This window comes from Neisseria sp. Dent CA1/247 (assembly GCF_022870825.1).
Classification (GTDB): Bacteria; Pseudomonadota; Gammaproteobacteria; order Burkholderiales; family Neisseriaceae; genus Neisseria; species Neisseria zoodegmatis.
Map to the genome: position 1 here is coordinate 1,189,694 of NZ_CP091522.1, position 23,841 is coordinate 1,213,534.

Genomic DNA, 23,841 nt, shown 5'->3' on the forward strand with positions numbered 1-23,841 from the left:
GAACCCGCCGAAGGCTGCCTCCCTAGACTAACAGGGGGGGAGCAACCAAAACCCGATTCCATGAGTGGGGAGCAAAGCCCAAACCCGATTGAATACTTTTCCCACTTCTTAACAGATGGTAAGGGGCGTTTAATCGAAGTTCCCCAAAGGCGCGGTGCGGTAAACGGCGTTTTCTGTGATTGGTTAACCTTTACTTTCCACCAAGACACGCTAATCAGATGTGCAGGCCACCCGCTCGTGAGCGACAAAGAATTTATGTGGGTGTTGAGTGAAAAGCTGGAAGAAATTTTAGGCTTCGGCATTACCCGCAAAGCCAAGTCCAAAGGCAATAAGTTTTACGAAAGTATGTATCTGCTCGGTTCTGAAGATGCCGAATACGGCGCGGTGCATTTCGGCGGCCAAAGGGATACGGTGTTGGTGGAACTGAAAGGATTGGGTTGCAACTTGGCTTCGGCGGGCTGGGAAACGCGCCTTTACCGCTTTATGAAAACCGCCATACGCTGCCGCATTACCCGCTGTGATTTGGCTTTGGATTTTTTCAACGGGGAATACACGCCCGAACAAGCCTTGCTGGACCATGATAACGGCTTTTTCAACAACCACAATATGCAGCCCAAACGTGAGTGTCGCGGTACTGCGTGGCAGAAAGAAGACCAAACGGGCAAAACCCTGTACATCGGCAGAGTCAAAAACGCCCGTTATGTGCGGATATACGAGAAAGGCCGTCAGCTCGGCGATAAAAGCAGCCCGTGGGTGCGCTTTGAGATTCAGTTCAATCACGGCGATATAGAGATACCGTTTGAAATATTGCAGGACTCCGGGGCGTATTTTTCAGGGGCGTTCCCCATCTGCCAAACCTTTAAAAATATGCCTGAAGCCAAACGGATTGCCGTTCGGGAAAAAACCTTAAACATGACGTTTGAGCATAAGGTCAAACACGGTAAAAACGCCGTAGGCGCGTTAGTCCGCTTTATGCGTGATGTCGGCATGGAAGACGGCCAAATCGTGGAAATGCTGATAGCGGAAGACGGCAGATACCCGAAAGGCTTGGAACCTGCCCGCTATGACGTTAACGAACTGTTGGAAGCGCAAAAGTGGGGATTTATCCATAACTCGCCCGAAGCCGAATTGTCGCGGGAAACCGATGAATTTCTCCAATGGAAAGTATCGGGAGGGTACGACCCTTATGAATCACTGTTCGGCTTGGCCGGATATAGGGGAGAAGCCCAGCGCCGAAAAGAAGACGAAGAGTATGAGAAATGGCTTTCCAAACAGCTTTATAACGGTTTGTCAGAATCCAAAAAACTGGAGATAGCCGAAAAAGAAGGCAAAGCCCTAAGCCGCCGCATACAGATAGCAAACTCGCCCTATAAGTTTTCATTGGCCTATTTCATCAACCATCGGCCAAAAGCCGTAAATACCATCAAATCTTTTAACTGTGAAACCCTACCCGAAAGGAAAAACCATGTTTGAGCAAAGCCAAATCACCCAAATCCAAGCCACATTGCTGGGCGCAAAAAAATTCAAAGGCGAAATAGACGGCAATAAGTTGGATACCTGTACCGTTTTAGTCGCCACGCCTATGCCGAGTCAATCAGGCAATGCCGTAGGCTTTACCGCCGCAAATATGAAATTCGGCGAATCACACAATTTCAAACGGCTGGAAAACCTGAAATTCCCGATTGCCGTGATTGCAACCATCGAAATGACATCAACCGGCAAAGGCATGGTGGCCGTTCTGCGTGATTTCCAAGTGCAGCCGCAAAACCCGCCGAAAGGCTAAACCATGACAAAAAAATATGAACAGCGTTTTATTGTTCAGGATTTGGAAAATCACGAGTTTCTTTATCCCGACCCGTTCGGCGATATTGGTTTTACACCAAACCTGAAAGCCGCGGGGCAGTACGAACACTACGAAGACGCATTACAGGCAGGAATGGACGAAATAGGCGGCGATTTCCAAATATTCGCCTTTTACCAAAAAACCGAATAAGCAAAATTCAGGCTCGGCGGGCGGTCTGAAAAACCTTTCACACAGCCCGCATCTATTCCATTAACTCACTTAAAAAAGGAAACATCATGAAAGCAATGAATATTGCTAAAAAATACGGCGCAAAAGCCGCCATTGTCGTATCTGCCCCGCTGGCTCTGGCCACTCAGGCATGGGCTGCCGTACCTGAAGCAGTAACGACCGAACTGGCAACGGCCAAAACCGATGCCATTTCTGTCGGCGGTGTCGTACTGGGTATCATCGTGGCCATCTTCGGTCTAATGATTATCCGCAAAGTATTGCGCTAAGCGGTAAAGAAAGCGGGGCAACCCGCTTTTTAACAACCATAACGGAATAAAAACCATGTCGGCAGTAGAGCTTATTACATCGCAATTGGGCGTAAACATGGCGGATATTAAAGAAATAGGCTATTTGGTTGTTGCCGCCTATGTATCCCTGTTTGCCATTGCCATTATCAAAAGCATTTTTGATTTAAAGAAAAAACGCGAATCGCAGGAAGCCAAAGAGCGTAAAGAAGAAATAAATCTCAAACTGGCCGAAATACGCTTAAGACTGGCTGAAATCAAATTGGCCAAAGAAGAAGCCATATGGGCGGCCGCACAAAAAGAAGAAGAACCCGAATCAGACGAAGAAGTACAACAGCTTGCTGCTGAAGAGTTCGACTTGGAAGAAGAAATTAACGCCATCTTGGCTGAAATGGATGCCCAAGAATGCGGCATGGGGTTTTAAGCATGGGCTATCAAGTCGGAAACACCTGTTACGCAACCAAAGCCGAAGCCGAAAACGCCTATTTCAGCCTTGTTCCCCCAAGCGTTCAGACGGGCGAATTTCACCAACTCCAATGGACGCCCTTAGGCTGGCAGTTCAAAGGCCAAACCGTACAAGCGTATTTGCCCGAATGCAACGTCATAGACAGCTTCAAAGACGGCCAATTAATCGGCTGGTCGGTGTTCTCCATATTGGCGGCGGTATGGGCGGTTAAATTGATGAAGGACAGGCTGCGCTTATGATGGATTTTTATTTTTACTTGGGTGCGGCCATTCCGTTGATGGTGGCGTGGCTGCTGTTCAAATAATGCAAAGGTATGTTAAATTCCTGCTTTCGCAAAAACAGTAACGATAGTTAGAAAGTGGGATTTATGTCTTATGAGATTCTTAATTCGTTTTTAAATGATGAAGAAAAGATTCTGTTTAGAAAATTTGATTCTAAAAGTAAATATTTCGGAATGTCTTGCGCCAAAATTGTAATGGATTTGTTTGCTTCTGATGTTCATAGGCATGATTTTTTTTATCAGATGTCAAACTTTAGAAACCAAAGGCAAGGGAAGTTTTGGAATTTTTATTTTGTAGATGGTTCTATTTTGGCTTTTGAAAATTATGAATCTGAAACAATTAAAATTCATGTTTTTGATGATGCTGTTGCCTTCTTTGGGCATGGCGTCAAATGATGGATATTTTGATGTAAATGGAAATAAGGTTAAGTATTCTAATCCTGTAAAACCTTCTGTTAAAAATGCTGATTGGTGGGTTGGTAAAATCAATGTGCCAGATTATGAATCCACTCAATCCCTCTCCGGCAAAGTCCGTCATACTCCGTCAGGTGCCGTATCGGCACAATCCATATCAGGCGGTGTTAAATTATCCGTCGCCCGCCAAACCGTCCTAAAAAACCTCCTAACCAAAGCCGTAGCCGGTGGCCGCATTGCCGCCGGTCTCGGCAGCGGTCCCGTCGGCTGGGCATTGACCGCGGCGGCCACTTATGAACTTGTCGCCCCCCTTTTAAAAGGTCATGACTACGTTTGGGATAACGAAATCGGCAATTTCGTAACCACGGCAGACTACATTATCGAAGTTAAGTCTAATGTTGACGGCGAAAACGGCAAACCAGTAGCCGTTTACCGCATTGGCCTTTCTCGACGATCTTTTGAATACGGCTATCAAAGTTATAAATCTACGTTAGACGGCTTGTGTTCAAAAGTTGCCAAAGCCGGTGATGATTATTTGATAAAAAAAGGGCATGAATCGCATAAAACATTAAAAGACTTGGGTTCTGATGAAAATGGCGGCTGTAATGCGATAACATATTGGGGGGAAAGCTCAAGAGGCGGTTGGCAGGTTATTCCCAACAAAAAACAGCCCATTACCCAATCAGAATTTGATGATATTGTCGGCCCTTCTGCCGATAAAAATCCTACCCTTTACGTCAACGCAACCGCCAAAGACGACGGCACCGTACCCGGTGTAACCGTCAGCCCGAACGTAACCGTACCTGATGGCACCGTAGTAACCATAGGTCCGTACACCGATTCAGACGGTCAACCAAAGCAAGTAACAGTAACATTTACTACAAAAAACGGAGAAACAACCGTAAGCGTCAATACAACGCCCCGTCCCGATTTAAGCCCGAACAGCCCGTCCGCCCCGTCGGCGTCGCCGAACACGGGCGGTCAATCCAGCCCGTCAGGCTCGCCCGATTCCAGCGGCCAAACCGCCCCGCAAACCAGCGGCCAAACAGGCAGTCAGACAGGAAGCCAAACGGGCGCGCAAACAGACGGCCAAACGAACAGCCAGAGCAACCCAAAAACAGATGCCGAACCCGATAAAAAGGAAGAAGAAAAGCCGAAAGACGGCGGTTTGCTGTGCAACATTTTCCCTAACATTCTCGCCTGTGCCGAAATGGGGGAAGTGAAAGAAGATGACCCCTTTCAGATTCCGCATATAACAGACGAAACCGCATTTAAGCCCGATTTCTTCCTGCCCGATAACGGCCAATGCCCCGCGCCCCAATCGGTGTCCGTAATGGGCAGGCAATACAGTTTTTCCTACGATTGGCTGTGCCGCTTTGCCGAAATGATAAGGTTTCTAATCATCGGCATAGCGGGCGTATCCGCCGCGTATATCATGTTTTCAGGTCTTAAAAAGGATTAAAAATGGCTGCCGGTTTCCTGATTCCCGCTCTGCAAAAACTGCTGACTTTTTTAGCGGCAAAATTGATTATCGCTTTAGGGCTTACCTTCGTAACCTTCGGCGGCTATATGGTCGGCCTGAATTGGCTGAAAGAGTACATAGTTAATAATTTCAACAATATGCCGTCTGCCGTATTCCAGCTTATCATGCTCGCAGGCTTCGGCTATGCGCTCGGCATCATCTTCGGCGCATATGTATTCAATATCACAATGGCCAGCATTACCAAACTTTCATTTATGCCGAATGGGGGTGGTAAATGATTATTCTGCAAACAGGCGTTCCCGGTTCGGGCAAAACGGCATCAGTCGTCAATATGCTGATGTCCGATGAATCCTATACCCACTTTACCGATAAAGACGGCCAAAAGAAAAAACGCCCGCTGTTTGTTAACGGCATTCCCGAATTGCAAATAGAACATGAAGAACTTTCAGACCAGCAAATCAAAGAACAGGGATTGCAAGACTTCCTGCCCTATGGTTCGCTCGTCATCATAGACGAAGCACAAAGATTAATGGGTATGCGTTCCGCCGCCGTCAAAGTACCGGAACATATAGAAAAACTCGCCCTGCACCGCCATCACGGCTTGGATATTGTGCTGATTACCCAGCACCCCAGCTTTCTTGATTCTTTCGTCCGCAGACTCGTCCAGCGTCATATGCACATCAGCATCAAGCCCGTTGGCAGAAAACTGTATGAATGGAATGAATGCATCGACCAGCCGGATAACGCGTCCAATATCGCCAAAGCGATTGAAAGAAGCTTTGTACTGCCCAAAAAAGCCTTCGGTCAATACAAATCGGCTGAAGTACATACCAAGCCCAAGCGGCGCATACCCAAAAGCCTGATATTCATGATTATCTTTCTGCCGCTGTTAATCGCCTTTACCGCCTATACCTTTTTGAATATGAAAAAACGCTACTCAAGCGAAGAAACGGCATCGGCCGTTTCAGACGGCCATGCGGGCGGCTATGCAGCCCCGCCTTCTGCCGTGCAGGGCAAAAGCCTGACACCCGATTTATATGTACCCGTGCTGGCAGAAAAGCCTGAATCCAAACCCCTGTACGACAATGTCCGTCAAGTAAAAACCTTTGAGCGCATCGCCGCCTGTATTTCAGGGGGGAATAGCGGCTGTACCTGCTATTCAGACCAAGCCACGCCGCTGAAAGAAATAACCGCCGAAATGTGCAAAGACTATGTAAAAAACGGCCTGCCGTTTAATCCGTATAAGGAACCTGCAAATGCTCAAAACGCCCCGTCTGAATCGTCTGTAAGCCCTGCATCTCAAGGTGGTTCTGTTACTGTCTTGGATGGTGAAAGTAAGTATACAATTTGATTTCTTAGGTAGCGTAATATTCAAGGCCGTTTTTTTATTGTTGAACTCTCCTAGCGCATGTATGGGTAACACGGTATGTTATTGGAGAGTTCGGCAATAAAAAAATGGTCTATGGGGTGCGGGAACTCCCGCCTGTTTGAATTTCAGCAATTTTATTTCTTCCGGCGTTCTACCTCGATCTCGGCCAAACCCTAAAAATAGCTTAATTTTTAAGCAAAACCAACAATGTAAAGCAATAAAATGCTAATTCAAAGCTTTAAGCCGTTTTACGAAAAGACGGCTTAAAGGTTTGGATTAGACGTAATTCAAACCGTATCCCCCGACTTCGACAACGGCCAAAGCAACATAGCTTGTACTTGAGATTGAAGCGGGGGATTTCTTGTTTATAAAGATTGGGTAGCATCAAAGAACATACGAAAGTATGAATCTGAATAGTAAGGGTAATGATGAGAAACGCATTGGGATTGGATATATCGCATAAAACCTTTGATGCCGCATTGCTGATAGATGGTGTTATCAAAACAGCAAAATTTGAAAACGGCATAAAAGGATTTCAGAAACTGAAAGACTGGTTAAGCACGTTTAGCCACTCCGATATTCATATCTGCATGGAAGCAACAGGAAACTACTTTGAAGATGTAGCCGATTACATGGGCAAAGATTACAAAGTGTCGGTCATTAATCCCCTTAAAATAAGCGACTATGCCAAAAGCCGCTTTTCCCGAACCAAAACCGATAAACAAGACGCAAAACTGATAGCCGAATATTGCAGCACCGCTTTAACGAAAGACCTACCGCTAAGGCAACCTGTATCAAAAGCCCATTACCGTTTAAAGCGCGTATTGGCATTACAGGAACAGCTTATCGAAAGTCAGACGGCGGAAAAGAACAGACTTTCAGCGGCCAAAGATGAATTCGTTAAGCAGATCCATCACGAAAACATCGCCCATATCCAAAAACAGCTTTCCCTAGTGAAAGCTGAAATTGAAAAAATCATGCAGAATCCCGAGCTGAAAGACGTTTCAGACGGCCTTCAAACCATACCTTCGATTGGCAAATTAACCGCCGCCATTCTAACCAACCATCTCTTATCCGGCACATTTAAAAATGCCGGTCAATTTGTCGCCTTTGCCGGATTAAGCCCGCATCAAAGACAATCAGGAACCAGCGTCAACGCCAAAGGCGGCATAACCCGTTTCGGCAACAGACGCTTGCGAGCCGCATTATTCATGCCCGCCATGGTCGCCTATGCCCGCGGATACTTTCCCGAATTCACAAAGCGGCTGAAACAAAAGAAGAAAAAAACAAAAGTCATCATCACGGCCATCATGCGGAAACTGGCGGTCATCGCCTTTAATCTTTACAAAAATAAAACAACCTATCAGCCGGAACGTTATAAGGCCGTCTGAAAACGTAACGCAAAATAACAAAACGGGTATTGCCTGAAAGTCAAGCAAAACCCGTTCAAAATAGTTACGTCCATTAAAAATGACACAACAAAATAATCAATAAGATTAGGAACTTATAAAATTGCGTAAAAATACCTGTTGAATATTAAAGTAGCATCTCAAGTATGATGAATCCGTTTATTCGTCGGTAACTTTGCGTACTTCGTAGCCTAGAAAGTTTTCCCGTACTTTGACGGTGATGATGTCGTTGATTGCTCCGCTGTTATTTTGCGGACACACTGAAACTCGAACACCGGTTTGTAGAGTAAGTATCCATGGATCGCATCCTCTGCGGCGGCTGCCAAAATCGGTAATTTTTGCTTGCATAGAATGTTCTTCTACAAACATTAGGCTTGTCCAAAGCATAATATTTAGCGTGAAAAATAGGCAAGCGAAGATATAGAACCATGTTTTGGCTATGCCTTGCAGTAGATACCAACATTTAGGCAAAAATTTGGTTGGAGGCTTAAGGTTTTTTCTGTTTGATAAAAATACGGGCAAAAAGGCGATAGTGCTTGTGATGACTAGCCATTTGAAAAGACCGTTTCTTAACTGAATCGGTTGCCAAGAAATGTACACCATAAGGAACAATGCTAAGAGGATGGCGCCTATCTCTAACCAATGCTTATGCTGCTTTATATATCGTTTAATTTTCACTCTTCACTATTCCTGCACACATCCACTGCTTCCTGCAAACTGCTCACACCGTAAATCTGCAAGCCGGGAAAATCTTTAGGATTTCGCGGCAGGTTGGCTTTGGGGATGATGGCGCGTTTGAAGCCGAGTTTTTCCGCTTCTTTCAAGCGTTCCTGCCCGCGCGCTACGGGGCGGACTTCGCCGCTCAAGCCGATTTCGCCGAAGGCCACCATTTTTTCGGGCAGCGGGCGGTTGCGGAAGCTGGAGAGCATGGCAAGGATGATGGCGAGGTCGGCGGCGGGTTCGTTGATTTTTACGCCGCCCACGGCGTTCAGGAACACGTCTTGGTCGAAGCAGGCGATGCCGGCATGGCGGTTTAAGACGGCCAACAGCATGGCGAGGCGGTTTTGTTCGAGGCCGACGGTGAGGCGCTTGGGGGTAAAGCCGTGCGCGTCGTCAACCAATGCCTGAATTTCCACCAATAGCGGGCGGCTGCCTTCTTGAGTGACCAATACGCATGAGCCGGGTACGTCGTCGCGGTAGCTGGCAAGGAAAATCGCCGAAGGGTTGGATACGCCTTTCAAGCCGTGTTCGGTCATGGCGAAAACGCCCAGCTCGTTGGCCGCGCCGAAACGGTTTTTGATGGCGCGTATCATGCGGTAGTTGGAATGCTGGTCGCCCTCGAAATAGAGTACGGTATCGACCATGTGCTCAAGCACGCGCGGGCCGGCGATGGCACCGTCTTTGGTAACGTGGCCGACCAAAATCATGGCAATGCCCATCTGCTTGGCCATGCGGGTGAGCTGGGCGGCACACTCGCGCACTTGCGATACGGAGCCGGGCGCGGAAGTGATTTGGTCGGAATACATGGTTTGAATCGAGTCGATCACTACCACGGCGGGTTCGTGTTGTTTTAAGACGGCCTGAATCGCTTCCATGCGGATTTCCGCCAGCAGGTTTACGCCTTCGCTTTGCAACCCCAAGCGTTGTGCCCGCAAGGCGACTTGTTGGGCGGATTCCTCGCCGGATACATACAGCACTTTGCGGTTTTTCGCCATCATCGCTACGGTTTGCAGAAGCAGCGTCGATTTGCCGATACCGGGGTCGCCGCCAAGCAGAATTACCGCGCCGCTCACCAAACCGCCGCCCAACACGCGGTCGAGTTCGCCCATGCCGGTGGGTTCGCGCGGCACTTCGGTGGCGGTTACTTTGGAAAGCTCCTGCACTTGTGCGGTGTCCGCCGCCCACGATTGGAAGCGCATGTTTTTCGGTTCGGGTGCGGCAAGGCTTTCCTGCAAGGTGTTCCATTCGCCGCAATGCGGGCATTTGCCTTGCCATTTCGGGGTAGTGCCGCCGCATTCGCTGCATTGGTAAACGGTTTTCGGTGCTTTTGCCATGAGGGTTCCTGCGGGTAAGGGTATGGGAATGAGGCCGTCTGAAAAGCGCTATTGTAACGCCGATTCGGTATGGGGCGCAGTGCAAACGGGAATCGGCCGCTTGGTAACAATAAATATAACATTAGTTACCAATGTAACATTGAGGCGGTAAAAATGTCCGCATGTCAGTCTTTTGATATAGGGAAATATTTATTTGTTATTATTCAAATCGAGTAGATTAAACGGGAATAGATGAAAATGAAGCGAATAAACACCCGCTTAGCAGCAGCCGTATTGATGCTCGGTTTGACTTTTACAGCCTCTGCACATAACGCGGCAGAGTTACAAGAGCGCACGAAACTGGCCGAGCGCGGCGACAAACAAGCTCAGTACGAGCTGGGATTGGCGTATGAAAACGGAGACGGCGTAGAAAGCGATTTGGAAAAAGCCTTCAAGATGTACCGTCGCGCAGCAAAACAAGGCCACGCGGAAGCGCAAGCCAATTTAGGCGCAATGTATCAGGAAGGCCGTGGTGTGAAAACCAACATGAAAACGGCTTTGTCTTGGTACCGCAAAGCAGCGGCGCAAGGCAGCACGCATGCTCAAAACAACTTAGGCCGTCTGTATTTTTACGGTTTCGGCGTAGGGCAGGATTATCAGCAGGCGTTTGAGTGGTTCAAGCAGGCTGCGGATAAAGGTGAAAACACCGCACAAAAAAATCTGGCTTATATGTATGCGAACGGCACCGGCGTGGAAAAAAACATGAAGCAGGCCGCCGTGTGGTATGAAAAAGCCGCCCAACAAGGCTTGGTGGAAGCCCAAGCGGAAATCGGTTTTATGTATGACTCCGGCGAAGGGGTGGAAGCCGATCCGGTAAAAGCCGCTTTGTGGTACACGCAAGCCGCCGACCAAGGCAATACTGTTGCCCAATACAATCTGGGCAATATGTATCTGATTGGCCGCGGCGTAGTTAAAAACATTGATAAGGCCTACATACTGCTGGGTCAGGCTTGCAAAGGCGGCGACGAAGATGCCTGCAAATTTATGCGGGATCAGCAAGGCCATTAATCGGTCTTGAGCAAAAATGACAGCGAACAGCCTGAAATATTTGCAAAACTCCCATCTGCGGCGCATTTCTGCGTTGTGTGCTGCTTGTACGCTTGTTTATCTAAGGTCTCATCCCGTGCCAATCATGATTGCGGACGGGCTGGTGTAAAAGTTTACGAAATCTCCCTTTAATACTTGGCAATCACGGTTGCCAGGTATTTTTTTATCTGTCGAAAGTGAAATGTCGGTAAGTGCTTCTTGTGCCGATATTTATGTTTGGGGTGGTTGAAAATCGTTCTGTAAGATAGTGACGCCGAAGGGTATAATATCCAATTTAATATTCCTAAATAACACACAAACCTATGCAGACTTTAGACGTAACCGGATTGAAATGCCCGCTGCCGATTTTGCGCGCAAAAAAAGCATTGGCGCAGATGCAGGCCGAAGAAGTATTGACCGTATTGGCCACCGACCACGGCGCTCCTGATGATTTCGCCGCTTTTTGCCGCCAAACAGGGCATGTATTGCTTGAATCTTCCGAAGCAGATGGCGTATTTAAATTGGTGGTTCGCCACAAGTGAGGCCGTCTGAAATGTTGAAAAGCATGTTCTTTCTGCTGCCTGCTGTATTATTTACTGCTTCGTGCGGGGAAAACATTCCGCCAGAGCGGCTGGAAAGTCATGCTGCCCAAGCGGTGCAGTTGTTTGAAGAAGTTTGCGTCGGAAACAACGGCAACCCGCAGAATGTTGCGGCTTGGGCGTCGCAACAGCAATTGCCCATGCTCGACGAGGCGGCTGTGAAAAATCTGCCTTTAGGAATGATGGAATTGGACGCGCAAGCAGTTTGGACAGTTGAGAAAGACGGCGCAACCTTTTATATCAGCACCGCGCCCGGTTCGTGCAGCGTTAAAACGCCCCGTGCCGACCATCAAGCGGCGCGTCAATATTTTGTCGCCTTAGCAGAAAAAGGCAGAGCAGGCGCTACCGCTATGCTCAGAGCCGACAACGGCGTATCTTCGCCGTTTCCGTTCAATCAGCTGGTGTACGGCTGGCATGAAAACGGTGCCGACGAAGAAATATTGCTAACGGCCAACACCTCTCCGTCCGAGCATGTGCCGGCGCAGCTTGCCCTTTATCTCACCCGCCAGCCGCTGGGCATGAAGGTAATCAGCACTCAATAAACAGACATCAGGCCGTCTGAAAAGCATCTGGATTTTCAGACGGCCTTACCGCAAATATTGATAGATGAAACAAAGGAATACCATGCAAACCCTGACCATAATCCAACCTGATGACATGCACCTGCACCTGCGCGACGGCGAGGCCTTGAAAGCGGTGCTGCCGTTTACCGCCCGCCAGATGGGGCGCGCGGTGATTATGCCCAATCTCAAGCCGCCCGTAGTCAGCGTGGCCGATGCCCAAGCCTATAAAGAACGCATCTTGGCAGCTTTGCCCGAAGGCAGCACGTTTGAGCCTTTGATGACGTTATACCTGACCGATAAATCCACACCCGAATTGGTGCGCGAAGCCAAAGCCGCCGGTATTGTGGCCTTCAAGCTTTATCCCGCAGGCGCGACCACCAACTCCGATTCGGGTGTAACCGATTTGTTTAAGCTGATTCCCGTGTTGGAAGAAATGGCCAAACAAAACATGCTGTTTTTGGTGCACGGAGAAGTGACTGATCCCGAAATCGATATTTTCGACCGCGAGGCCGTATTTATCGAGCGCGTGTTGAAGCCGGTGTTGGAAAAAGTGCCTGCTTTGAAAGTGGTGTTTGAACACATTACTACCGCCGATGCCGCCCGTTTGGTAATGGAAGCAGGCGACAATGTGGCGGCAAGCGTAACGCCGCAACACCTTTTGCTGAACCGCAATGATTTGCTGGTCGGCGGTGTTCGCCCGCATCATTACTGTCTGCCGGTATTGAAGCGCGAGATTCACCGCAAAGCCTTGGTTGAAGCGGTTACCGGTGAAAAATCGCATAAATTCTTTTTGGGTACAGACAGCGCCCCGCACGCGCAATCGGCCAAAGAAAACGCTTGCGGTTGCGCGGGCATGTTCAGCGCCGTTACGGCTATCGAACTGTATGCCGAAGTATTCGAGCAAGCCGGTGCTTTAGACAAACTCGAAGCATTTGCTTCGAAAAACGGTGCGCGTTTTTACGGCTTGCCCGAAAACCCCCGCACGATTACCTTGGTGAAACAAAGCCAGCAGGTTGCCTCGGCCGTGCCGTTCGGCGGCAATGAAGTCTTAGTGCCGATGCGTGCGGGTGAAAGTGTCGGCTGGACTGTTCAATATTAATAGTTGATATCGGACAGATATTAAAATAGGTATCTGAAAACAAGCAGGCAGACGGTGCATCCGTCTGCCTCTTTATTTATGGGTGAATCGAGAAAGCATCCATCATGTTCAGACGCAAAGCTGAATTTTTCAGACGGCCTCAATCTTAATATTGGGGAGGTCGAGCAGATGAATGCCCCTCGGAAGCACCGTTTAACCCATTGAGCTTGTTTTGTGCTTTTTGCACGGCATCTTCCAGCTTTTGAATACGCTCTTGATAGCGCACATAGTTCCGTTCATGGCCGTAACGAATCTGCCTGCCTTCGGCCAAAGCTTTCTTGGCCGCATCAAGTTCTTGTTGTGCAGCTTTAAGTTTGGCTTGGTCTTCCTGTGAACCTTGCGAGCCTTGAGGATGGGTTGGCTCTTTGGGCGCGGTGGAAGTGTTTGCAAGCTGGCCGCTGCTTTGTGCCGGGCTGTTTGAGTAAATACCTATTTTACCGATTTCGGTTTTTTGGCAATGCTTGCCGGCGTTTTGAGAATAAACGGTGCGACCGCTGCTGTCTTTACAGGCGTAAATTGTGTCAGCCGAGGCAGGCAATGTAGCCAAGATCAATGCGGCTGTTCCCAAAAGTAATGTGTTTTTCATGTAAGGCTTTCAATATCGGTTTGGTCAAAACAATCAAAAGTATGCCGTCTGAAAAAGCGGCAGGCAACCGTTGGTGTGAATAATGGGGTTCAAAAGCTCCCGCGCAACCAAAACCACCACACCGCCAGCAAAATCAGAGCCATTAAAATATTGCCGGCAATGATCTTGCGCCAGCTTCGCGAATCGGCAGGTTTGAGTAAACGCTTGCCGCGGCTCACATAGAAAAACGGGCTGAGCAAAATCGAGATAGCCGATATCAAAATTACCACCGCATAATAAATTTTTTCACGTTCCATTACCCACCTTTTACTTTTTAAGAATTTGTTTTAAAAATCATTATATAGGAATTCGCTATTTATAGAGATTGAGGTTTCGGATGGCTGCTTGATGTGTGAAAGTCTGAAGTATGGCCATATCGGGCAGAGGGTGGGCGGATATATGTAAATTGTGTAAGGCATGTGCATTTTTCATGCTTGTACTTATTTGCGCAGAACTTTACAGGCGCCAAACCATCTCACTACGGAAACCTTTTCGGATGATGCAGGTAATGTTTGCATATTCTTACCGAAAAATATTGGTAAAAAAATGCATTCAAGGCTAAAATCGGCACGTGTTTTTCCCGAAATACTTTAAAACCATAAATAATAACGGAGTTGAAAAAAATGACCGCTAAAGGACAAATGTTACAAGATCCTTTTTTGAACGCTTTGCGTAAAGAGCATGTGCCTGTTTCCATCTACTTGGTAAACGGCATCAAGCTGCAGGGGCAAGTTGAATCGTTTGACCAGTATGTTGTATTGCTGCGTAATACATCTGTTACGCAGATGGTTTACAAACATGCGATTTCCACTATCGTTCCGGCTCGTGCCGTGAGCTTGCAGCATGAAAACAAACAGCCTGCCGCTGCGCCAGTTCAAGTTGAAACCACTCAGCCTTCCGCCTAAGCGGGAGGGTAGTTAAAATACCTTACCTTCAGGGGTAAGGTATTTTTTCTCATACTTTCAGACGGCCTGTGATGCTGCTGCAAAACATTCTGCCTTTTACCCATGATTTGCTGCGCGCCCATATCCGCGCCGGCGATACCGTGCTCGACGGTACGGCAGGCAACGGCCACGATACGCTTTTGTTGGCACAATGCGTGGGTGAGGGCGGCAAGGTTTGGGTGTTTGACGTTCAGGAGCAGGCATTAGCTGCAACGGCGAAACGCGTGCAGGATGAAGCCGTGCAGGCAAACGTGGAATATGTGCACGCCGGGCATGAAACGCTGGCAGATTATGTGCGTGAACCGCTGGCCGCTGCCGTATTCAATTTCGGCTGGCTGCCCGGCGGCGATAAAAGCATTACCACTCAAGCGGATACCAGCATCTGCGCATTAAATGCCGCTTTAACCTTGTTGAAAAAAGGCGGCTTGCTGGCCGCTGTGGTTTATCCCGGCCACGAAGCCGGTGCGCACGAGGCTTCGGCCATCGAACGCTGGGCGCAAACTTTGCCGCAGAAGCAGTATGCTGTTTTGAAATACGGTTTTATCAACCGGCAAAACCGCCCGCCTTATCTTCTGGCAATAGAAAAGCTGTCGTAACTTATCCGGCATGTTTCGGTTACAATAGGCCGTCTGAAAACACCGCTTGGGAATTTCCATATGCAATACCTGATTGTCAAACACAGCCACATGACTTTTGTGGTGATTACTGTTTTGCTGTTTAACCTGCGCTTTTGGATGCGCTGCGCCAACCCCGAAAAACCGCTGCCGAAAATCTTAAAAATCATTCCCCATTTCAACGACACCCTGCTGCTGTTTACCGGCTTGTGGCTGATGCACATTACCCGTTTCATGCCTTTCGGTAATGCCGATTGGCTTGGCGTGAAACTCTTGCTGTTGCTGGCTTATATCGGCATGGGCATGGTTACCGTGCGCGCCCGTCCGCATACTGCAAAATTTTGGCTGGGCTATGCCGTTTCTATGGCTTGCGTGGCGGCGATTGTTTATCTTGCCTGGTTCAAACCCTTTTAAGGCCGTCTGAAAATGCCGTCATCTTTTCCGCATATTGCCGTTATTGCTTTGGGAAGTAATCTCGATCAGCCCGAACAGCAGGTTATTTCTGCGCTGAACGCGATTTCCGCCCATCCTGAAATTGAACTGAAAAGCGTATCTTCACTCTATATTACCGCACCGGTAGGTTATGCCGACCAGCCCGATTTTGTAAACGCAGTATGTATCGTAAACACGGCTTTAGACGGTAAAGCCTTACTCGCCGTTTTAAACCGTATCGAGCACGATTTCGGCCGCGAGCGCAGTTTCCGCAATGCGCCGCGCACTTTGGATTTGGACATTATCGATTTCAACGGCGAGTTTAGCGACGATACGCACCTCACTTTGCCGCACCCCCGCGCGCACGAGCGCAGTTTTGTGATGCGTCCATTGGCGGAAATCGCGCCGGATTATGTGATCGGCAAGCACGGCTGCGCTGCGGATTTGGCTGCAAAACTCGGCAGCGAAGGTATCCGCTTAAAAACATAATGCCGTGATGAGAAAGGCTGCCCTCAATATAAATTTCAGACGGCCTCATCAACGTATTCAATATTCAAACAGACAGTTTCAATTGAAAGAAAGATTATTCAAATGCATCATCGTTACATTGTGGTGGAAGGTTCTATCGGTAGCGGCAAATCCGAATTAAGCCGCCGTTTGGCAGAGTATTTCAATGCCTTACACTTAACCGAAAGCCCCGAGCGCAATCCTTTTTTAGAACAGTTTTACCTGAATGCAGCCAATCACGGCTTGGCGACCGAACTGTTTTTTCTGATGCGCCGTGCGGAAGCGGTGGAAGTGATTAATGAAGAAGAAGAAAAAAACGAGCTGATCATTGCCGACTTTCTGCTTGAAAAAGACCAGATTTTTGTGCCCGTGCTGCTCAAAGGCAACGACCCGGCCAACGAGCAAACGCTGTTTTGGCAGATGAAGCGCAAAATCATGCCCGAATATCCCGTGCCCGATTTGGTGATTTATCTCCAAACTTCTGATGAAAACGCACAAAAACGCTTGCAGAAACGCAATAGCGGCACGCTTAATCTTTTCCCTGCCGGTTATTTGAAACAGATTCAAGACGAATACCGCCGCTTCTTCCATCTGTATCAAAATGCGCCGCTGTTGATTGCCAACGCCGACGAGTTGGACTTCATCAATAACGATGAACATTTTGAAATGCTGTTGCGCGCGATGAGCGATATGCAGGGCAGCCGCCATTATTTGAATCTGAGCGAAGTGTAAAAATCTGATAACGCAAACAGCAACAGACTTTGGCATAAATAAAACGGTGCTTCAACTATTTGAAGCACCGTTTTCGTTTGGATATGCTTTTGAAGAGCGGTGATTACAAACCGATTTTATCCAATACATAATCAATATCTTTATCGCCGCGGCCGGATAAGTTGACCAACAGCCTCTTATCGCTGCCTAGCTCCGCTGCGCGGCGCAAGGCATAGGCGATGGCGTGGGAGGATTCGAGAGCGGGAATAATGCCTTCTTCGCGCGACAAAGCCATAAATGCTTCCAAACATTCGGCATCGGTGGCCGTTTCATAACGGCCGCGTCCAATGTCTTTCAGACGGCAGTGCTGCGGGCCGACGCCCGGGTAATCCAAACCCGATGCAATGGAATGCACGGCGGCGGGCGTGCCGTCTTCTTCCTGCAAATAGTAGCAGTTGAAGCCCTGAATATTGCCGAATTTGCCCAAAGTCATGGTAGCGGCGTGGCGTCCGGGTTTGTCCAAACCTTCTCCGGCGGGTTCTACGCCGACCAAGGCTACTTCTTTATCATCAAGAAAGGCGTTAAACAGACCGATGGCGTTGGAGCCGCCGCCCACGCAGGCAATCACTTCGTCGGGCAGTCCGCCGTATTGCTGTTGGAACTGATCGCGGGCTTCGTGTCCGATAATCGATTGGAAATAGGCCACCATTTCAGGGTAGGGGGCAGGGCCGACTACCGAACCGATGGCAAACATGCTGTCGGCGGGTGCTTTGATGTAAGCATCAAACGCGCTGTCCACCGCTTCTTTCAAAGTGCCCGCACCGGCCGACACGGGAACGATTTTCGCGCCGAGAATTTTCATGCGCGACACGTTGGGATGCTCTTTGGCGATATCGACAACGCCCATGTGGATTTCACACTCAATACCCAACAAGGCAGACGCAGTGGCCAAGGCTACGCCGTGCTGGCCGGCACCGGTTTCCGCAATCACTTTTTTCTTGCCCAGTTTTTTCGCCAGCAAGACTTCGCCCAAGCAATGGTTGATTTTGTGTGCGCCCGTGTGGTTGAGGTCTTCGCGCTTCAGATAAATCTGCGCACCGCGTTCGGATAAAGTGCGGGCGTGGTAAATAGGGCTGGGACGGCCGACATAAGTGGCCTGCAAGCGTTTCATTTCATTGATAAACTCATCATCACGGATAATGGCACGAAAGCCTTGTTCGATTTCCGCCAGTGCTTTGGCCAATTCAGGATGGCCGATTTTGCCGCCGTGCTTGCCGAAATTGCCGTCGTTATCGGGGAGGATAAGGGGATTCAGTTGTTCGCTTGCCATGAAACTTCCTTTATGAATAGGATCGGTCAAAATAAATAAGTATGAGTATCGCATTGATGAGTTCATGCGGTAAATAGTAGAGATAACAAGGCCGTCTGAAAAATTTTCCGGCCAAGATGAATCAGATTGCAGACCGTTTCAGACGGCCTGTATAAGTCAGTCGGAGCCTATTTATCTTCAAGGTTTAAAGCTGCATGTTTGCTCTTATACTTTTATAGCTGAAAAATGCTTGGGGCAATATATCAAAGAAAGCAAACCCTATTTCAGTTAAAATAGCCGCTTTTTGTACTCCGCCCCGTTTTCCCATGATCGAACTCAAAAACCTCACCCTCCAGCGCGGCCTGAAAGTGTTGCTCAACCAAGCCAATCTCACCGTCAACCCCAACCAGCGCGTCGGCTTAATCGGTAAAAACGGCACCGGCAAATCGAGCCTGTTTGCTTTAATCAAAGGGGAAATCACACATGATGCGGGCGATGTGCTGATTCCCAAACATTGGAAAACGGCGGCGGTAGCGCAGGAAACGCCTGCGTTGGATATTTCGGCTTTAGATTATGTTTTGCAGGGCGATGCCGAGCTGCAACAGTTTCAGACGGCCTTAGCGGCAGCCGAAGCACAAAACGACGGTATCAAAATCGCCGAGTGGCACGCCAAGCTCGAAGAAATCGACGCATACACCGCACCCGCCCGCGCCGCCAAACTGTTAAGCGGATTGGGTTTCGCTCAGGAAGAACACGGCAAGCCCGTGAAAGCCTTTTCCGGCGGTTGGCGTATGCGTTTGAACCTCGCCCAAGCCTTGATGTGCCGCGCCGATTTATTGCTGCTCGACGAACCGACCAACCACTTGGACTTGGAAACCGTGCTGTGGTTGGAAAACCATCTCGCCAACCTGCCGTGTACCCAAATCATCATTTCGCACGACCGCGATTTTCTGAATGCCACTACCAAGCAAACCGTTGAATTATCGAATCAGAAGCTCACCCAATACGGCGGCAACTACGATTTTTACCAAACCGAACGCGCCCAGCGTTTGACGCAACAGCAGGCCGCGTATGTGAAGCAGCAAACGCAGATCAAGCATTTGCAATCGTTTATCGACCGCTTTAAAGCTAAAGCCACCAAAGCCACGCAGGCGCAAAGCCGCATGAAAGCGTTGGCCAAGCTGGAGCGCATCGCCCCCGCGCATCTCGACAGCGAATTTTCATTTGAATTCGAAACGCCGGCACATTTGCCCAACCCTTTGCTGAAAATGGACAAAGCCGATTTGGGTTACGGCAGTACGGTCGTGCTGCACGACATCACCTTATCGCTGGAAAGCGGCGCGCGCTACGGATTGCTGGGTGTGAACGGCAGCGGAAAATCTACCTTTATCAAAGCCTTGGCCGGAGAATTGGCTTTATTGTCCGGCCAGATGGTGAAATCCGAAAAGCTCAACATCGGCTATTTTGCCCAGCACCAGCTTGACACCCTGCGCGACGACCAAAGCCCCGTTTGGCACATCCAGCAGCTTTCTCCCGATGTGCGCGAGCAGGAAATCCGCAATTTTCTCGGCGGCTTCAACTTTGTCGGCGATATGGCTTTACAGAAAATCGGACCTTTTTCCGGCGGCGAAAAAGCGCGGTTGGCATTGGCGATGATTGTGTGGCAAAAGCCTAATTTGCTGCTGCTCGACGAACCGACCAACCACCTCGATTTGGATATGCGCCACGCGCTTACCGTGGCTTTGCAGAGTTTTCAGGGTGCATTGATCGTGGTGTCGCACGACCGCAGCCTGCTCGAAGCCACCACCGACAGCTTTCTGTTAATCGACAAAGGCCGTCTGAAAAACTTCGACGGCGATTTAAACGATTACCGCCAATGGCGTTTGGCACAGGAAAATGCCGCCGTAGCGCCCGCCGCTTCGACACAAACCCAAAGCCGCAAAGACACCAAACGCCTCGAAGCGCAAATTCGGCAGGAAAAAGCCAAACGCACCAAGCCCGTGCAGCAAAAAATCGACAAAGCTGAAAAGGAAATGGCCGAATTAAGCGGGATTCAGACGGCATGTGAAACATTTTTGTCACAAGAAGACGCTTATTTGGAAGAGAATAAAGTAAAGCTTCAGCAAACCCTCGCTAATTTGGCTGATGTTAAGGTAAAATTGGGTAAACTTGAGGAGAGTTGGTTAGGTTGGCAGGAAGAGCTGGAACAAATTGAAAACGAGATTGAAACACAATTTTCAGCTGCCCCATCAAGTTGATCTTAAATAACCATGAATAACCATTAAATTACGGGGTTTTATTATGTCTTATACATCATTCAAACAGGCTATTTTATTGTTGGCAGCCAGCGAAGTGCTTTTGTCGCAAAAATCAGAAGCGGGCGAGCCTATTAAAGTTGCATTGGAGCCGGAGCTGGTGGCAGATGCACAGCCTTCCTCTCTCTATGCGGCAAGCGATAGAATTTAATTGAATCCGGATTGCAGTATCCATGCAGATGGATTATGCTTTTGGCCGTTTAGCCGTAAGCGTTTAAATAACTTTTTCTGTGTCTGTTTTGCGCAGTATTGTTAAAGAACATTATGCAAAAGAATACGGATAATGGATAGATAAAAGAAAGCTGCTCTTATTTGGCTTGTCATACAGCTTTATGTTGGTGCAACGTCAGGTGAAGCAGCTTTGATGTTTCCAATTTTCTTTTTTCTTTGTGCGGCTGATTTCATATCGGAGAACAACAGATCGGCTGTTTATTGGTTTGTACAAAGGCCGTCTGAAAGAAGCTTTACATGCCAAGCTCAAGCACGAATGTGATTAAGCAAGGTTTGGCTTTGCTTAAATTTTGCGTTGAAAGCTTGGTTTCTGTATTAAAGATATTTGAATAATATGAAAAAATTAATCGGGATTGGTACGTTTTTACTGTTGGGGCTGTCAGGAATTCAGACGGCCTCTGCCAAAATTTATACCTGTGTAGTGAATGGTCAGATTACCTATACTTCCAAACGCATCGGCAATTGCCAAGCCGCAGATTTGCCGTCTATCGGTCGATATAGCAGCACCCGTTATGACCAACCCCAATATGTGCAGAGTCAGGCTGCGGAACCTAAAAAGCAGCTGGCAGAAAAAACGCCATCCTCTAAAAACCAAGCCAAAGCCGCGCCGGTGCAAGCCAAGGCTTCTCCGCCGCCTGTGGCACCTAAATCGCCTGGTAATAACAGCCGCCGTTCTATCTTGGAGCAAGAATTAGCCAATGAACGCAAAGCTTTAACAGAAGCGCAGCAATCGTTAGCATCTGCGCGCGCGGCAAAAAACGGCAATATTGATCAGCAGCAAATTACCCAACTTCAAGGCAGCGTACTCGACCGCCAGCAAAATATCCAAGCATTGCAGCGGGAATTGGGGCGTATGTGATGGTGAGGCCGTCTGAAACCGCATGATGGTGCAGCTAGACTGGCTTGCCGTAAACATAACAAGAGGCATTTGTTTGCTTTTCTTTTATAAGTAAACGCGTTATAATCAGTAAATTTTTCAATTTTCACGAAAAATGGCCACAGGGCCATTTTTTTGTTTTTGGAGTGTTATGGATATTCAAACCATTCTCGATAAAACCCTGCCGGGCTTGGGATATGAGCTCGTGGATTTTGAATTGACCGCGCAAGGCGACTTGCGTGTGTTCATCGATAAAGAAGGCGGTATTACCGTAGAAGACTGCGCAACTGTCAGCAATCATTTAAGCCGTTTGTTTATGGTGGAAGACATTGACTACAAGCGCCTTGAGATTTCCAGCCCGGGCTTGGATCGTCCTTTGAAAAAGGCTGCTGATTTTGTACGTTTTGCCGGCCAGCAGGCCAAAATCAAAACGCGCCTGCCGATTGACGGGCAGAAAAACTTTATCGGCCGTATCGAGAGTTGTGAAAATAATATTGTGCGCATTGAGTTTGACGGTAAAACAGCCGAGATTGAGCTGGAAAACATTGACCGTGCCCGTTTGCGCCCCGAGTTTAATTTTTAAGATAAATTTTTAAGATATTTGAATTAACGGAGAATAATAAATGAGTCGTGAGATGCTGTTACTGGCAGAAGCCTTAGCCAGCGAGAAAAATGTTGATCCAGAAGTGGTATTCAGTGCATTGGAGTTTGCATTGAGCACTGCCGCCAAAAAGAAGAGCGGCCGCGAGAATATGGATGTGCGCGTGGAAGTTGACCGCGATACCGGCGAATATAAAACATTCCGCCGCTGGTTGATTGTGGCCGACGAAGACTACACCTATCCGGACGTAGAAAAAACCATCGAAGAAATCCAAGAAGAAATTCCGGGTACTACCATTCAAATCGGCGAATATTATGAAGAGCCGATGGAAAACGAAGGTTTTGGCCGCCAAGCCGCCCAAACTGCCAAACAAATTATTCTGCAACGAATTCGTGATGCGGAGCGCGAACAAATTTTGGACGAATTTTTGGCCCGTAAAGAAGATATCGTTATGGGCACGGTAAAGCGTGTCGAGCGTCACGGTGCCATCATCGAAATCGGTAAGCTGGATGCTTTGTTGCCGCGCGACCAAATGATTCCGCGCGAGAATTTCCGCAACGGCGACCGCGTGCGCGCTTTGTTTTTGCGGGTAGACGAAATCGGTGCTTCAGGCCGCAAACAAGTGATTTTGAGCCGTACTTCGCGTGATTTTCTGGTGAAATTGTTTGCCATGGAAGTGCCTGAAATCGAAGACGGCTTGTTGGAAATTAAAGAAGCCGCCCGCGATCCCGGCCACCGTGCCAAAATTGCCGTTAAAGCAAATGACCAACGTATCGACCCGCAAGGTACCTGTATCGGCGTGCGCGGTTCCCGTGTGAACGCGGTAACCAACGAGCTTTCAGGCGAGCGCATCGACGTTGTGTTGTGGTCTCCCGAAACCGCCCAGTTTGTGATTAATGCATTATCACCCGCCGAAGTAACCCGCATTCTGATTGACGAAGACAAGCATGCGGTAGATGTCGTGGTTGCCGAAGACCAATTGGCGCTGGCCATCGGTCGCGGCGGACAAAACGTGCGCTTGGCGGCTGACTTGACCGGTTGGCAGTTGAACATTATGACGGTTGCTGAAGCCGAAGAACGCAACGCTGCCGAAGATGCGGCCATCCGCAATCTGTTTGTCGAGCATTTGAATGTGGACGAAGAAACGGCCGACATTCTTTTGCAAGAAGGTTTTGCCACTTTGGAAGAAGTAGCCTATGTGCCTGCTGCCGAATTGCTGGAAATTGAAGGTTTTGACGAAAACATCGTAGAAACCTTGCGTAACCGTGCGCGCGACGCGATTCTGACGTTGGCCATTGCATCTGAAGAAAAACTGGAAGATGTAGAAGAAGATATGCGTAATCTCGACGGTATCGATCAAGACATGTTGCGTGATCTGGCTCAGGCCGGCATTACCACGCGCGACGATCTGGCTGAACTGGCGGTAGACGAATTGATTGAAATTACCGGAGTAAGCGAGGAAGAAGCCAAGAAAGTAATTTTGGCAGCCCGCGAACATTGGTTCACCGAAGAAAACTAA

The 23,841-nt window shown here is 48.6% G+C and carries 30 protein-coding genes; 25 read left to right on the forward strand and 5 right to left on the reverse strand.

Going from position 1 to position 23,841, the window contains the following annotated elements; genetic code table 11:
• Positions 1-60: 60 nt before the first annotated feature.
• The 11 genes from LVJ85_RS05935 (at position 61) to LVJ85_RS05985 (ending at position 7,719) form a co-directional block, all read left to right on the forward strand.
• Positions 61-1,473 carry a replication initiation factor domain-containing protein gene (locus LVJ85_RS05935; RefSeq protein ID WP_370686950.1) on the forward strand — a complete coding sequence of 471 codons (1,413 nt, stop codon included), beginning with the start codon at positions 61-63 and terminating at the stop codon, positions 1,471-1,473.
• On the forward strand, positions 1,466-1,783 hold the full coding sequence (locus LVJ85_RS05940; protein WP_244740067.1) for a hypothetical protein: 318 nt from the start codon (positions 1,466-1,468) through the stop codon (positions 1,781-1,783). Before LVJ85_RS05935 ends, LVJ85_RS05940 begins: the two co-directional genes overlap by 8 nt.
• 3 nt (positions 1,784-1,786) lie before the next feature.
• On the forward strand, positions 1,787-1,993 hold the full coding sequence (locus tag LVJ85_RS05945; protein WP_244740065.1) for a hypothetical protein: 207 nt from the start codon (positions 1,787-1,789) through the stop codon (positions 1,991-1,993).
• An 86-nt stretch (positions 1,994-2,079) separates the two neighbouring features.
• Positions 2,080-2,298, forward strand: coding sequence for a major capsid protein (locus LVJ85_RS05950; RefSeq protein ID WP_244740064.1), 219 nt, complete (start codon positions 2,080-2,082; stop codon positions 2,296-2,298).
• 55 nt (positions 2,299-2,353) lie between these two features.
• On the forward strand, positions 2,354-2,740 hold the full coding sequence (locus LVJ85_RS05955) for a hypothetical protein (protein WP_244740062.1): 387 nt from the start codon (positions 2,354-2,356) through the stop codon (positions 2,738-2,740).
• The gene (locus tag LVJ85_RS05960; RefSeq protein WP_244740061.1) at positions 2,722-3,021 is read left to right on the forward strand and encodes a hypothetical protein; all 300 of its coding nucleotides are present in this window, start codon (positions 2,722-2,724) and stop codon (positions 3,019-3,021) included. The genes LVJ85_RS05955 and LVJ85_RS05960 overlap by 19 nt, the downstream gene beginning before the upstream one ends.
• 128 nt (positions 3,022-3,149) lie before the next feature.
• Positions 3,150-3,458, forward strand: a complete 309-nt coding sequence (locus LVJ85_RS05965) for a hypothetical protein (RefSeq protein ID WP_244742507.1) — start codon at positions 3,150-3,152, stop codon at positions 3,456-3,458.
• A gap of 94 nt (positions 3,459-3,552) precedes the next feature.
• Positions 3,553-4,938 carry an IgG-binding virulence factor TspB family protein gene (locus LVJ85_RS05970; protein WP_244742510.1) on the forward strand — a complete coding sequence of 462 codons (1,386 nt, stop codon included), beginning with the start codon at positions 3,553-3,555 and terminating at the stop codon, positions 4,936-4,938.
• Between the two features lie 2 nt (positions 4,939-4,940).
• Positions 4,941-5,237, forward strand: a complete 297-nt coding sequence (locus LVJ85_RS05975; protein WP_244740057.1) for a DUF2523 domain-containing protein — start codon at positions 4,941-4,943, stop codon at positions 5,235-5,237.
• Positions 5,234-6,310, forward strand: coding sequence for a zonular occludens toxin family protein (locus tag LVJ85_RS05980; RefSeq protein WP_244741629.1), 1,077 nt, complete (start codon positions 5,234-5,236; stop codon positions 6,308-6,310). Before LVJ85_RS05975 ends, LVJ85_RS05980 begins: the two co-directional genes overlap by 4 nt.
• Positions 6,311-6,756: 446 nt before the next feature.
• The gene (locus LVJ85_RS05985; RefSeq protein ID WP_244743010.1) at positions 6,757-7,719 is read left to right on the forward strand and encodes an IS110 family transposase; all 963 of its coding nucleotides are present in this window, start codon (positions 6,757-6,759) and stop codon (positions 7,717-7,719) included.
• A gap of 177 nt (positions 7,720-7,896) precedes the next feature.
• Here the strand turns inward: LVJ85_RS05985 and LVJ85_RS05990 are convergent, their stop codons facing one another.
• Positions 7,897-8,415, reverse strand: a complete 519-nt coding sequence (locus LVJ85_RS05990) for a hypothetical protein (protein ID WP_244742514.1) — start codon at positions 8,413-8,415, stop codon at positions 7,897-7,899.
• Positions 8,412-9,791 carry a DNA repair protein RadA gene (gene radA / locus LVJ85_RS05995; protein ID WP_244742517.1) on the reverse strand — a complete coding sequence of 460 codons (1,380 nt, stop codon included), beginning with the start codon at positions 9,789-9,791 and terminating at the stop codon, positions 8,412-8,414. Before radA ends, LVJ85_RS05990 begins: the two co-directional genes overlap by 4 nt.
• 237 nt (positions 9,792-10,028) lie before the next feature.
• On the opposite strand from radA, the gene LVJ85_RS06000 reads away from it, so the two are divergent.
• The 4 genes from LVJ85_RS06000 to pyrC all read left to right on the forward strand — a co-directional run bounded on the left by LVJ85_RS06000 (position 10,029) and on the right by pyrC (position 13,117).
• On the forward strand, positions 10,029-10,838 hold the full coding sequence (locus LVJ85_RS06000) for a tetratricopeptide repeat protein (protein ID WP_158087794.1): 810 nt from the start codon (positions 10,029-10,031) through the stop codon (positions 10,836-10,838).
• Positions 10,839-11,179: 341 nt separating this feature from the next.
• Positions 11,180-11,398 (forward strand): sulfurtransferase TusA family protein, encoded by a 219-nt coding sequence (locus LVJ85_RS06005; protein WP_085363804.1) that lies wholly within the window; start codon positions 11,180-11,182, stop codon positions 11,396-11,398.
• A gap of 11 nt (positions 11,399-11,409) precedes the next feature.
• The gene (locus tag LVJ85_RS06010; protein WP_244742520.1) at positions 11,410-11,997 is read left to right on the forward strand and encodes a hypothetical protein; all 588 of its coding nucleotides are present in this window, start codon (positions 11,410-11,412) and stop codon (positions 11,995-11,997) included.
• Positions 11,998-12,079: 82 nt separating this feature from the next.
• Positions 12,080-13,117, forward strand: coding sequence for a dihydroorotase (gene pyrC / locus LVJ85_RS06015; RefSeq protein WP_244742524.1), 1,038 nt, complete (start codon positions 12,080-12,082; stop codon positions 13,115-13,117).
• A 145-nt stretch (positions 13,118-13,262) separates the two neighbouring features.
• Here pyrC and LVJ85_RS06020 read toward each other — a convergent pair whose 3' ends face one another.
• Together LVJ85_RS06020 and LVJ85_RS06025 are read right to left on the reverse strand one after the other, a co-directional pair.
• Positions 13,263-13,742 carry a DUF4124 domain-containing protein gene (locus tag LVJ85_RS06020; protein WP_244742527.1) on the reverse strand — a complete coding sequence of 160 codons (480 nt, stop codon included), beginning with the start codon at positions 13,740-13,742 and terminating at the stop codon, positions 13,263-13,265.
• Between the two features lie 89 nt (positions 13,743-13,831).
• Positions 13,832-14,038 (reverse strand): hypothetical protein, encoded by a 207-nt coding sequence (locus tag LVJ85_RS06025; RefSeq protein ID WP_244742530.1) that lies wholly within the window; start codon positions 14,036-14,038, stop codon positions 13,832-13,834.
• A 366-nt stretch (positions 14,039-14,404) separates the two neighbouring features.
• Here LVJ85_RS06025 and hfq point away from each other — a divergent pair, with 366 nt between their 5' ends.
• The 5 genes from hfq (at position 14,405) to LVJ85_RS06050 (ending at position 17,010) form a co-directional block, all read left to right on the forward strand.
• Positions 14,405-14,686, forward strand: a complete 282-nt coding sequence (hfq, locus tag LVJ85_RS06030; RefSeq protein WP_085363799.1) for an RNA chaperone Hfq — start codon at positions 14,405-14,407, stop codon at positions 14,684-14,686.
• 71 nt (positions 14,687-14,757) lie between these two features.
• Positions 14,758-15,321 carry a class I SAM-dependent methyltransferase gene (locus tag LVJ85_RS06035; RefSeq protein ID WP_244742533.1) on the forward strand — a complete coding sequence of 188 codons (564 nt, stop codon included), beginning with the start codon at positions 14,758-14,760 and terminating at the stop codon, positions 15,319-15,321.
• 60 nt (positions 15,322-15,381) lie between these two features.
• A complete protein-coding gene (locus tag LVJ85_RS06040) occupies positions 15,382-15,753 on the forward strand; it encodes a SirB2 family protein (RefSeq protein WP_244742536.1) in 372 nt (123 codons plus the stop codon).
• Between the two features lie 12 nt (positions 15,754-15,765).
• Positions 15,766-16,260, forward strand: coding sequence for a 2-amino-4-hydroxy-6-hydroxymethyldihydropteridine diphosphokinase (gene folK, locus LVJ85_RS06045; protein WP_244742539.1), 495 nt, complete (start codon positions 15,766-15,768; stop codon positions 16,258-16,260).
• 102 nt (positions 16,261-16,362) lie between these two features.
• Complete coding sequence (locus LVJ85_RS06050) at positions 16,363-17,010, forward strand: deoxynucleoside kinase (RefSeq protein ID WP_085363795.1); 648 nt, start codon at positions 16,363-16,365, stop codon at positions 17,008-17,010.
• Positions 17,011-17,113: 103 nt separating this feature from the next.
• On the opposite strand, the gene trpB is transcribed toward LVJ85_RS06050, so the two are convergent.
• The gene (gene trpB / locus LVJ85_RS06055; protein WP_244742541.1) at positions 17,114-18,319 is read right to left on the reverse strand and encodes a tryptophan synthase subunit beta; all 1,206 of its coding nucleotides are present in this window, start codon (positions 18,317-18,319) and stop codon (positions 17,114-17,116) included.
• 305 nt (positions 18,320-18,624) lie between these two features.
• On the opposite strand from trpB, the gene LVJ85_RS06060 reads away from it, so the two are divergent.
• From LVJ85_RS06060 to nusA, 5 genes are all read left to right on the forward strand, one after another.
• Complete coding sequence (locus LVJ85_RS06060; protein ID WP_244742545.1) at positions 18,625-20,556, forward strand: ATP-binding cassette domain-containing protein; 1,932 nt, start codon at positions 18,625-18,627, stop codon at positions 20,554-20,556.
• Positions 20,557-20,599: 43 nt separating this feature from the next.
• Positions 20,600-20,764 carry a hypothetical protein gene (locus LVJ85_RS06065; protein WP_157739154.1) on the forward strand — a complete coding sequence of 55 codons (165 nt, stop codon included), beginning with the start codon at positions 20,600-20,602 and terminating at the stop codon, positions 20,762-20,764.
• A gap of 414 nt (positions 20,765-21,178) precedes the next feature.
• Positions 21,179-21,703 (forward strand): hypothetical protein, encoded by a 525-nt coding sequence (locus LVJ85_RS06070; RefSeq protein WP_244742548.1) that lies wholly within the window; start codon positions 21,179-21,181, stop codon positions 21,701-21,703.
• Positions 21,704-21,872: 169 nt separating this feature from the next.
• On the forward strand, positions 21,873-22,304 hold the full coding sequence (gene rimP / locus LVJ85_RS06075; RefSeq protein WP_115133476.1) for a ribosome maturation factor RimP: 432 nt from the start codon (positions 21,873-21,875) through the stop codon (positions 22,302-22,304).
• 40 nt (positions 22,305-22,344) lie between these two features.
• Positions 22,345-23,841 carry a transcription termination factor NusA gene (nusA, locus tag LVJ85_RS06080; protein WP_244742551.1) on the forward strand — a complete coding sequence of 499 codons (1,497 nt, stop codon included), beginning with the start codon at positions 22,345-22,347 and terminating at the stop codon, positions 23,839-23,841.

Bases quoted from the DNA above. Each gene is read 5' to 3' on its own strand.
- LVJ85_RS06000 (WP_158087794.1), top strand. From the start codon at position 10,029: ATGAAGCGAATAAACACCCGCTTAGCAGCAGCCGTATTGATGCTCGGT.
- LVJ85_RS05940 (WP_244740067.1), top strand. From the start codon at position 1,466: ATGTTTGAGCAAAGCCAAATCACCCAAATCCAAGCCACATTGCTGGGC.
- LVJ85_RS06050 (WP_085363795.1), top strand. From the start codon at position 16,363: ATGCATCATCGTTACATTGTGGTGGAAGGTTCTATCGGTAGCGGCAAA.
- nusA (WP_244742551.1), top strand. From the start codon at position 22,345: ATGAGTCGTGAGATGCTGTTACTGGCAGAAGCCTTAGCCAGCGAGAAA.
- folK (WP_244742539.1), top strand. From the start codon at position 15,766: ATGCCGTCATCTTTTCCGCATATTGCCGTTATTGCTTTGGGAAGTAAT.
- LVJ85_RS05965 (WP_244742507.1), top strand. From the start codon at position 3,150: ATGTCTTATGAGATTCTTAATTCGTTTTTAAATGATGAAGAAAAGATT.
- LVJ85_RS06035 (WP_244742533.1), top strand. From the start codon at position 14,758: ATGCTGCTGCAAAACATTCTGCCTTTTACCCATGATTTGCTGCGCGCC.
- rimP (WP_115133476.1), top strand. From the start codon at position 21,873: ATGGATATTCAAACCATTCTCGATAAAACCCTGCCGGGCTTGGGATAT.
- LVJ85_RS05980 (WP_244741629.1), top strand. From the start codon at position 5,234: ATGATTATTCTGCAAACAGGCGTTCCCGGTTCGGGCAAAACGGCATCA.
- LVJ85_RS06065 (WP_157739154.1), top strand. From the start codon at position 20,600: ATGTCTTATACATCATTCAAACAGGCTATTTTATTGTTGGCAGCCAGC.
- LVJ85_RS05960 (WP_244740061.1), top strand. From the start codon at position 2,722: ATGCGGCATGGGGTTTTAAGCATGGGCTATCAAGTCGGAAACACCTGT.
- LVJ85_RS05975 (WP_244740057.1), top strand. From the start codon at position 4,941: ATGGCTGCCGGTTTCCTGATTCCCGCTCTGCAAAAACTGCTGACTTTT.
- trpB (WP_244742541.1), bottom strand. From the start codon at position 18,319: ATGGCAAGCGAACAACTGAATCCCCTTATCCTCCCCGATAACGACGGC.
- hfq (WP_085363799.1), top strand. From the start codon at position 14,405: ATGACCGCTAAAGGACAAATGTTACAAGATCCTTTTTTGAACGCTTTG.
- LVJ85_RS06005 (WP_085363804.1), top strand. From the start codon at position 11,180: ATGCAGACTTTAGACGTAACCGGATTGAAATGCCCGCTGCCGATTTTG.
- LVJ85_RS05985 (WP_244743010.1), top strand. From the start codon at position 6,757: ATGAGAAACGCATTGGGATTGGATATATCGCATAAAACCTTTGATGCC.
- LVJ85_RS06060 (WP_244742545.1), top strand. From the start codon at position 18,625: ATGATCGAACTCAAAAACCTCACCCTCCAGCGCGGCCTGAAAGTGTTG.
- pyrC (WP_244742524.1), top strand. From the start codon at position 12,080: ATGCAAACCCTGACCATAATCCAACCTGATGACATGCACCTGCACCTG.
- LVJ85_RS06070 (WP_244742548.1), top strand. From the start codon at position 21,179: ATGAAAAAATTAATCGGGATTGGTACGTTTTTACTGTTGGGGCTGTCA.
- radA (WP_244742517.1), bottom strand. From the start codon at position 9,791: ATGGCAAAAGCACCGAAAACCGTTTACCAATGCAGCGAATGCGGCGGC.
- LVJ85_RS05950 (WP_244740064.1), top strand. From the start codon at position 2,080: ATGAAAGCAATGAATATTGCTAAAAAATACGGCGCAAAAGCCGCCATT.
- LVJ85_RS06025 (WP_244742530.1), bottom strand. From the start codon at position 14,038: ATGGAACGTGAAAAAATTTATTATGCGGTGGTAATTTTGATATCGGCT.
- LVJ85_RS05935 (WP_370686950.1), top strand. From the start codon at position 61: ATGAGTGGGGAGCAAAGCCCAAACCCGATTGAATACTTTTCCCACTTC.
- LVJ85_RS05955 (WP_244740062.1), top strand. From the start codon at position 2,354: ATGTCGGCAGTAGAGCTTATTACATCGCAATTGGGCGTAAACATGGCG.
- LVJ85_RS06020 (WP_244742527.1), bottom strand. From the start codon at position 13,742: ATGAAAAACACATTACTTTTGGGAACAGCCGCATTGATCTTGGCTACA.
- LVJ85_RS06010 (WP_244742520.1), top strand. From the start codon at position 11,410: ATGTTGAAAAGCATGTTCTTTCTGCTGCCTGCTGTATTATTTACTGCT.
- LVJ85_RS06040 (WP_244742536.1), top strand. From the start codon at position 15,382: ATGCAATACCTGATTGTCAAACACAGCCACATGACTTTTGTGGTGATT.
- LVJ85_RS05945 (WP_244740065.1), top strand. From the start codon at position 1,787: ATGACAAAAAAATATGAACAGCGTTTTATTGTTCAGGATTTGGAAAAT.